Annotated in this window: 7 protein-coding genes and 1 riboswitch; all 7 genes read left to right on the top strand. The window is 69.9% G+C overall.

Features of this window, described 5'->3' with window-relative positions; genetic code table 11:
• Positions 1–145: riboswitch (cyclic di-AMP (ydaO/yuaA leader) on the top strand. This riboswitch is flagged as partial in the annotation.
• Between the two features lie 263 nt (positions 146–408).
• Positions 409–1,164, top strand: coding sequence for an NlpC/P60 family protein (locus AC1DHD_RS11290; protein ID WP_476879805.1), 756 nt, complete (start codon positions 409–411; stop codon positions 1,162–1,164).
• Between the two features lie 256 nt (positions 1,165–1,420).
• Positions 1,421–1,921: an HNH endonuclease gene (locus AC1DHD_RS11285; RefSeq protein ID WP_476879804.1), complete on the top strand. Its 501-nt coding sequence runs from the start codon at positions 1,421–1,423 to the stop codon at positions 1,919–1,921.
• Between the two features lie 48 nt (positions 1,922–1,969).
• Positions 1,970–2,653, top strand: coding sequence for a molybdenum cofactor guanylyltransferase (mobA, locus tag AC1DHD_RS11280; protein WP_476879803.1), 684 nt, complete (start codon positions 1,970–1,972; stop codon positions 2,651–2,653).
• Complete coding sequence (locus AC1DHD_RS11275; protein WP_476879802.1) at positions 2,637–2,924, top strand: DUF6457 domain-containing protein; 288 nt, start codon at positions 2,637–2,639, stop codon at positions 2,922–2,924. Before mobA ends, AC1DHD_RS11275 begins: the two co-directional genes overlap by 17 nt.
• Positions 2,921–4,411 carry a molybdopterin molybdotransferase MoeA gene (locus tag AC1DHD_RS11270; RefSeq protein WP_476879801.1) on the top strand — a complete coding sequence of 497 codons (1,491 nt, stop codon included), beginning with the start codon at positions 2,921–2,923 and terminating at the stop codon, positions 4,409–4,411. The genes AC1DHD_RS11275 and AC1DHD_RS11270 overlap by 4 nt, the downstream gene beginning before the upstream one ends.
• Positions 4,412–4,498: 87 nt before the next feature.
• The gene (fdhD, locus tag AC1DHD_RS11265; RefSeq protein ID WP_476879800.1) at positions 4,499–5,368 is read left to right on the top strand and encodes a formate dehydrogenase accessory sulfurtransferase FdhD; all 870 of its coding nucleotides are present in this window, start codon (positions 4,499–4,501) and stop codon (positions 5,366–5,368) included.
• Positions 5,369–5,524: 156 nt separating this feature from the next.
• Positions 5,525–8,551 carry an alpha-mannosidase gene (locus AC1DHD_RS11260; protein WP_476879799.1) on the top strand — a complete coding sequence of 1,009 codons (3,027 nt, stop codon included), beginning with the start codon at positions 5,525–5,527 and terminating at the stop codon, positions 8,549–8,551.
• Positions 8,552–8,677 lie beyond the last annotated feature (126 nt).

Genomic DNA, 8,677 nt, shown 5'->3' with positions numbered 1-8,677 from the left:
ATCGTCTGGCAGGGGCGGGGGAACCAATTTTGGTCTTCGCAAGAAGACCTAGGGGTTAAGTCGCAAAGCTTCCCAGGAAGCAGCGCGGCCGGGTGACTCCCATCCGAATCCGACAGCTCACCTCGTAGGCATTGGGAGAGGCTACTTTCGTGTCTTCACGCCACAATGCTGCGCGTTCTCGCGCCAGCGAGGCTCAGATGAGCCCGCTGAACTCCATGCTCCGCGCTGCCCTTGCCGGCGCCCGGACTGGATCAGTAAACGCAGTTCCCGCTTTTGGCGCGTCTTCGCAGTACACCCTTCGCTAAGAAACCCGTTTCGGGGCGATCCGGCGTACCCCCAAGATGCCGGAGCGTCCTCAGTCCCGCCTGTCAAGCGCGCGGACMCAAGGATCACGAAAGAGAGAACTRAATGACTACTCGTGCAAMCATTGCACGCCACCGCGCGGAGGTCACCAAGACCAACTCGCTGGCTGTCATTGCTAAGGCCGTCGGCGACAACGCCGGTGGTATGGGTCGCCAGGCCGCGGTTATCGCTGCTGCCTCCGGCCTGGTACTGACCAGCGGTATCGCAGCCAACGCTGCCGAGACCAACGTTCAGCGCGAATCGACCTCCGCTTCCGCCACGGAAGTACAGTCCAACGCACCGGCCACCATCTCTGCGGCCTCCAGCATCGCCATCTCCTACGAGAAGCCGGCAGTCACCACCGCACCGGCTCCCGTTGTTGAGGAAGCCAAGCCGGTTGTCAACGTGCAGGAAGCCGGAACCACCACCGGTACCGGCACTGGCACCGCGGTCACCGCATCGCTGGACGCGAAGGCACCGGCCGCCGTCAGCGGCATGGGCGCCTCGATCGCCGCCGCTGCCTACGCACAGATCGGTGTGTCCCAGGACTGCACCATGCTGGTGACCAACGCACTGGCCGCAGTGGGCGTCCACTACCACGGCTGGCCGGCTGGCTACCTCTCCCTGGGCCGCACCGTGAGCGCCGCTGAGGCTCAGCCGGGCGACCTCGCCTACTACCAGAACGGCGGCATGGGCATGGCCCACATCGCTGTTTACGTCGGCAACGGCATGGCCGTTCACGGCGGCTGGAACGGCGGAACCACCGCGCTGTACAGCGTCAACGTCGGCTCCGGCCCGGTCTTCATCCGCGTCGGCGGCTAGGACTTACCCCGGCCTACGGCCACAGCATTTCAAAGGACCCCTGCCCGGCGGCAGGGGTCCTTTGCCATGTACGGCGCCGGCCCCACCGCCGTCGGGGGAGACCCGCTCCGGACGCGGCGCGATAGATCCGCGACGAATAAATTCGGTGATCCGGGCGATCCGTGTTTACTCTTGTGGTGTCGATCCATAGCCCGACCATGCACAGGGCAGCCGGCCCTCGTGCCCCTGGCGGGTGCGGCCGTGAAGAGGTATGCGGATGCGCACTCTCGTTCTGAATGCTGGATATGAACCGCTGGCGGTAGTCACCTTCCGCCGGGCGCTGGTCCTTGTGCTAACAGGGAAGGCCAGTGTGGTGGCCGAGGGGGATGATCCCGTAGTGGGCCCGCAAGAGATCCTCGGGCGCCCGTCGGTCATCCTGCTCAACCGCTACATCCGCCCCCGCTACAACACCCTCACCGCCGTCAGCCGGCGGGGCGTCCTCCGCCGTGACGGCCACCGCTGCGCCTACTGCTCCAAGGCCGCCCACACCATTGACCACGTGCAGCCCAAGTCCCGCGGCGGGGCCGACTCGTGGGAGAACCTTGTGGCCGCGTGCCTGCGCTGCAACAATGCCAAGGGCGACCACACCCCCGCCGAAATGGGCTGGAAGCTCGGATTTGTGCCGGGTCCGCCCAGGGGCACGATCTGGCAGATCAAAGAGCTGGAGAAGCCAGCCCCGGCCTGGGATCCGTTCCTGCTCCCCGAAAAGGCGCACTAAGTCCCGCGCCCGGCAGCGCTCCGGCGCACGGGCGGCTAGGCTGGGCGGGTGGAATTCGACGCCGTAATTCTCGCCGGGGGACGGTCCTCCCGGCTCGGAGGCGCACCTAAGGCCCGGTTCACGGTGGACGGCGCCACGTTGCTGGAGCGGACCCTGCGCGCCGCCCGGGGCGCCCGCCGTACGGTGGTGGTCGGCCCGGACCCCGGAAGCCTCCCGCGCGGGGTGCTCGACTGCCGGGAAGACCCGCCGTTCTCCGGCCCGGCCGCGGCCATTGCCGCGGGACTCCGGCGCCTGGCCGGCGGCGGGCAGGGCTCTCCGGAACCCGGCGCCGCCCCGCTGACCCTCGTGCTCGCCTGCGATATGCCCCACGTCGCCGGGGCGGTGCGCGCCCTCCTGGAAGCGGGAGCCAGCCTCGACGAAACGGCCGGCGACGGCGTGCTCGCGGTGTCCCCGGACGGGCGGACGCAGCCCCTTGTAGGGCTTTATGGCACGGCCGCGCTAGAACGGGCCATTGCTGAAGCTGCCAGGCGAAACGCCCTGGCAGGCGGATCGGTCTTCTCCCTCCTTGCTAGTCTGGAGCTGCGGCAGGTTCCGGTCCCGCCGGGCTCCACGGACGACGTGGATACCTGGGAGGACGCCGCCGCTCTGGGTGCGGCCGACTCCAGCTCGGCACCCCCGGAAATGCGGCGGCCCAACTCGACCTTGGAGGCAAACGGTGAAGAGCCAGGATGAAACGCTAGAAGACTGGTGCCGTGCACTGCTGCAGGCCCTCGAGCTCGAAGACGTCGACATTGACATCAACGAAGTGCTGGGACTGGCCGGCGTCGCCGCCCACTCGGTGGTGCGCCCCGCCGCGCCGCTGACCACCTTCATCGCAGGCTTTGCCGCCGGACTGGCGTCCGGATCCGGCCAGGCGCCGGACAGCGTGTCCATGCAGGCCGCCATGGGCGTCGCCCGCAAACTCGCCAAGGAGTACGCGGCCGCCGAGGCTCCCGGGGCATGACGGCGGAGCCTCCCCGCGGCGGCGGCTCCCACGAGGACCGGCCCCGGCCCGACGCCGTCGCCCCTACCCCCGGATCTGCCCCCGGCTCCGACGGCCCGGAAGAACCGGAGACCCCGCACCGGCACCTCGCCCACAGCTGGCAGGAGGCCCGCCAGCTGGCGTTCGACTGCGCCACTCCGATCCCGCCCGCGCCGGTCCCGCTCCGGAGTGCACTGGGCCGGACCCTTGCCGAGGACGTCCTTGCCCTGCACGACATGCCCCACTACCCGTCCTCCGCGATGGACGGCTGGGCGGTCAACGGCAGCGGGCCGTGGATCCTGGCCGACCCCGGACAGCGGCTGGCCCCGCACCAGGCGAGTCCGATTGTCACCGGAGGGCTCATCCCGCCCGGGGCGAAAGCTGTCCTCCGCAGCGAAAGCGGCGTCATCGCCCCCGATGAGGACGGGCTGCCGGAACTGAAGCTGGGCGGGGGAGCCAAACCCGGGGAACCCCGCAACGGTGAACATATCCGGAAGGCCGCCGAAGAGGCTGCGGCCGGTGAACTTCTGATCAGGGCCGGCACCGTACTCAACCCGGCGCATCTGGCCCTGGCCGCCCTCGCCGGCCAGGACGAGCTGCCGGTGCTCGGCAAGCCCGTGGTCCGGCTGGTGCTCACGGGCGCCGAAGTCGTCAGTACGGGAGTCCCGGCGGCCGGGGAAGTCCGGGATACCTTCGGCCCGCAGCTGGCCGCCGTCGTCGAAATGCTCGGCGGTGTCTGCGCGGGCGAAGTCAAGATCGGGGACCGCGACGAGGAGTGGCTCGCCGCCCTCGAGGACACCAACGATCCCGCGGCAAGTAACGCCGCCCCGGGTGCCGTGCAGCCGGCCCACGGCACCGCCCCGGCAGACCCCGACGCCGAGCAGGTACCGGCCGACGTCGTTATCACCACCGGGGGAACCGGCCGGTCCGGCACCGACCACCTCCGGCGCACCGTCGCGGAACTGGGCGGCCGGCTGCTGATCGATGGCATCGCGATGCGCCCGGGGCACCCCGCCGTTCTGGCCGAGCTGCCCGACGGCCGCTTCGTGATCGGGTTGCCCGGCAATCCGCTCGCGGCCATGATGGCGCTCTCCACCATCGGCGCGCCCCTGCTGGCGGCCCTGGGCCACGGGACGGCACCCGCGGTCAGCGAGGTCCCCTGCGGCACCATGATCGACGCCGATCCCGGCCGGACGCGGCTGATGCCCTTCCGGATGCTGTACGGCATGGCCTCCCCGGCCCAGCACACCGGGCCGGGGATGATGCGCGGGCTGGCCGCGGCCGACGGCATCCTGGTGGTCCCGCCGCACGGCGTGCAGCTCGGCGAGACGGTGCCGGCGTTTGCCCTGCCCTGGGGTGCGCCCCTGCCCGAGCCCGCTGCCGCGAAAGCCCCCGCCAAACCGGCCGCAAAACGCACCACCCGCAAGGCCGCCGAGGGGCCGGTGGACTGGAGCGCCCTGCTTGGCTGACGCGCCAACCACGTTCATGATGGATGTAGGACCGGACCGCCTCCGCGGGCGGCCGGTACCGCACGCACTGCTGATGAGGAGTATCCGATGGGCCGCCTGACACAACGCCGCAAGGTGCACAAATTCGTGCTGGACGGCTCCCCGCAGGCCCTGGAATTCCCGGTCCGGCACCGCGAGGACGTGCTGGCGGTCGAAGAACCACTGGAGATCCGGCTGGGCCACCTGTCCTACTCCGTGACCATGCGGACCCCCGGCAGTGACTTCGACTTGGTGGCCGGCTTCCTGGTCTCCGAGGGTGTCATTTGGGAACCGGAGCAACTCGTCTCGCTGCGCTTCTGCGCCGGCGAGGACGAGGACGGCGTCCAGACCTTCAACGTCGTCGAAGCCCAGCTGCGCGCCGACGTCGTCCGGCCGGACACGGGCCGGAATTTCTTCACCTCCAGCTCCTGCGGGATCTGCGGCACCGACTCGATCGACGCCGTCCGCAAGTCATCCCACTTCAGCCCGGCCGGGGATCCGCTGACCATTCCCGTGGAGACCCTCGCGTCGCTGCCGGGCCGGCTCCGCGAAGCCCAGGCCGTTTTCGACGTTACGGGCGGAGTCCACGCCGCCGGACTGTTCCGGATCTCCGACGACGGGTCCGCCGAGCTGCTGTGCCTGCGCGAGGACGTGGGGCGGCACAATGCCGTGGACAAGGTGGTGGGCTGGGCGCTGCGCGAAGGCCTGCTGCCGCTGCGGGGGACCGTCCTCCAGGTCTCCGGCCGGGCGTCGTTTGAGCTGGTCCAGAAAGCATCGCTGGCCGGGATCCCGATCCTCGCCGCCGTCAGTGCGCCCTCGAGCCTGGCCGTGGAACTCGCCGAGGCGGGCGGGATGACACTGGCCGGGTTCAGCCGGGGCACCACCCTCAATGTCTACGCCGGGCACGAGCGCGTGGGCGTCCCGGCTGCCATCGCCTGAGCCATCACCTGGCCCGCCGCAGAACCCCGTCGGCGAACCGGTGGCACCCGGGCGTCGTTGGCTTAACCGCGCCCGGCGCCGTAGATTTTATCCATCGACTGGACGCAAGGTCGAGCACGACGTCGAACTGCCCGCACCAGCGCTAAGAGGATCACATTGCACGACGACCGCCGTCTCACGGAAGTCCGGCTGGACCGCTTTCTGCGCGAACGCATCATCCCCGCGGTTTATCCGCGCAGCCTCCCGCTCACCCTGAGCAGTTGGGACGTGCCCGACGAACCGGTCCCGGTCCAGGAGGCGCTGCAGCAGGACTTCGTGCCGCAGCCGCAGGGGGCGCCGTGGGGGCGTCCCTGGAGTACCAAATGGCTGCGCCTCCAGGGTGAGGTACCCGAGGGCTGGGGCGGCGGCGCGGACACGGCCGTGGAAATCCTGGTGAACCTCGGCTTCAGCACCGACGCGCCCGGATTCCAGTGCGAAGGCACCGCCTGGCGGCCGGACGGAACAGTGATCAAGGCCGTCTCGCCGCGCAACCAGTACATTCCCCTGAAGCTCCTCGGCACCGGCCTGGCGGTGGATTTCTATGTCGAGGCGGCAGCCAACCCGGACCTCTCACAGGGCTGGACGTTCGCCGCCACCCCCTACGGGGACAAAGCGACCGCCGGCTCCGAACCCCACTACCGGCTCGGCCCGATCGTGATCGCCGAAATCAACCAGACTGTCTGGGACCTGCAGCAGGACATCGTTGCGCTCAGCGGGCTGATGCACGAACTGCCGATGGACCTGCCGCGCCGGCCCGAGATCCTGCGGGCGTTCGAGCGGATGCTGGACATCATGGACCCCGACGACGTGCCGGGCACGGCCGCCGCCGGCCGGGCCGCGCTGGCGGAGGTCCTGGACCGGCCGGCCTACGCCTCGTCGCACCAGCTGGTCGCCACCGGGCACGCCCACATCGACTCCGCCTGGCTCTGGCCGGTCCGGGAAACCATCCGGAAATGCGCCCGCACGTTCTCCAACGTTGTGGCGCTGATGGATGAGGATCCGTCCTTCGTGTTCTCCTGCTCCTCGGCCCAGCAGCTGTCCTGGATCAAGGAGTACCACCCCGAGCTCTTCGGGCGGATCCGGGAAAAGGTGAAAGCGGGGCAGTTCGTGCCCGTCGGCGGTATGTGGGTCGAATCGGACACGAACATGCCCGGCGGTGAAGCCATGGCGCGGCAGTTCCTGGAAGGCAAGAGCTTCTTCCAGGCGGAGTTCGGGGTCGACTGCCAGGAAGCCTGGCTCCCGGACAGCTTTGGCTACTCCGGCGCACTGCCGCAAATCGTCAAGGCCGCCGGCAGCCGCTGGTTCCTGACCCAGAAGATCTCCTGGAACCAGGTCAACCGCATGCCGCACCACACGTTCCACTGGGAGGGCATCGACGGCACCAGGATCTTCACCCACTTCCCGCCGGTGGACTCCTACAACTCCGACGTCAGCGCCCGCGACCTCGCCCACGCCGAACGGAACTTCCGGGACCACGGCCGCGGCACCATGTCACTGCTTCCGTTCGGCTACGGCGACGGCGGTGGCGGCCCCACACGGGAGATGCTGGCCGCGGCCCGGCGTGCCTCGGACCTGGAAGGCTCCCCCCGGGTCCGGCTCGGCTCGGCCGCGGAGTTCTTCGCCGGCGCCGAGGCGGAATACGAGGCGCTGCCGGTCTGGGTGGGCGAAATGTACCTCGAACTGCACCGCGGCACGTACACCAGCCAGGCGAACACCAAGCGCGGGAACCGGCGCAGTGAGCATCTGCTCCGCGAGGCCGAACTGTGGAGCGCCACCGCCGCGGTCAGGTGCGGCGCGCCGTATCCGGCGGCCGAACTCAAGCGGCTCTGGCGGCTGGTGCTGCTGCAGCAGTTCCACGACATCCTGCCGGGCAGTTCGATTGCCTGGGTGCACCAGGACGCCGAGCGGAACTACGCCGCCGTCGCCCGCCAGCTGGAGGAGATCATCGCCGACGCCGCCGGCGCGCTGGTGGGGGAGGGCGACCAGGAGTTCCTGCTGAACGCCGCCCCGCACGCCCGCGACGGGGTGCCGGCGCTCGCCGCCGCAGCACCCGTCCTCACGGAGGCCGCCGTGCAGTCGACGCCCGCCGCCGGTGGCGGCCACGTGCTGGACAACGGGATCATCCGCGCCGAGGTGAATGCCGACGGCCTCCTGGTCTCACTCCGGGACCACGCCAGCGGCCGCGAGGCGATCGCCCCCGGCCAGTTCGGCAACCTCCTCGAACTGCACCGGGACACCCCCAACGAATGGGACGCCTGGGACATTGATGCGTTCTACCGGCGCAACGTCACCCCCCTGACCGCGGCGCTCGCCGTGCGGGGGGAGCACGACGGCGGGTCCGCCGTCGTCGTTGTGGAGCGGCTGGCCGGCACGTCGCCGATAACCCAGCGGCTGCGGTTGGCGCCCGGCGCGGCCTCGCTCGAGATCTCCACTGCCGTGGACTGGCAGGAGCGGGAGAAGCTGCTCAAACTCGGCTTTGCGTTCGACGTCCGGGCCGACCGGTCGGCGTCGGAAACACAGTTCGGCCATGTCTACCGGCCCACCCACGTCAATACGTCGTGGGARGCSGCCAAGTTCGARATCTGCGCMCACCGGTGGATCCACGTGGGCGAACCCGGCTACGGGGTGGCAGTTTCCAACGCGGCCAGCTACGGACACGACGTCACCCGCGCCGTCCGGGCGGACGACGGCGGCACCACCACCACGGTGCGGGTCTCCCTGCTGCGGGCGCCGAAGTTCCCGGATCCGAATGCCGACCGCGGACCGCACGAACTGACCGTTACCGTTCGTCCCGGCGCCGGAATTGCCGCCGCCGTCGAGGAGGGATACCGCACCAACCTGGCCCCGCGCGTGGTCAGGGGAGCCCGGGCCGTGGAACCGCTGGTCAGTGTGTCCAACCCGGCTCTGGTAATCGAGGCGGTCAAGCTGGCAGAGGACGCCTCCGGTGACGTGGTGGTCCGGCTCTACGAGTCGCTCGGGGAACGGTCCGCCGGTACGGTGAGCGCCAACTTCGAGGCCCGGGGAGTGCAGGCGGTGGATCTGCTGGAACGGCCGGACAACGCGCCGGGCGTAACCGTCCGGGACGGCGTCGCGGAGCTGGTGCTGCGGCCCTTCCAGCTGGTGACCTTGCGATTCCGCCGCTAAGGCCGGTGGGCGGGCACTGCCCGCTGCAGGACAAGAAGCTGCGGGACTGGAAGCTCCGGGGCTGGAAAGGGACGAAAGGCCCGTTAACCAGGCTGAGTGGGAGCGGTCCTTCCGGACCGCTACCAC

The sequence above is a fragment of the Arthrobacter sp. 05L45_2 genome (genome assembly GCF_056397525.1).
Note: the sequence above shows the minus strand (reverse complement) of the source record. Positions and strands in the feature narration are given on the sequence as shown.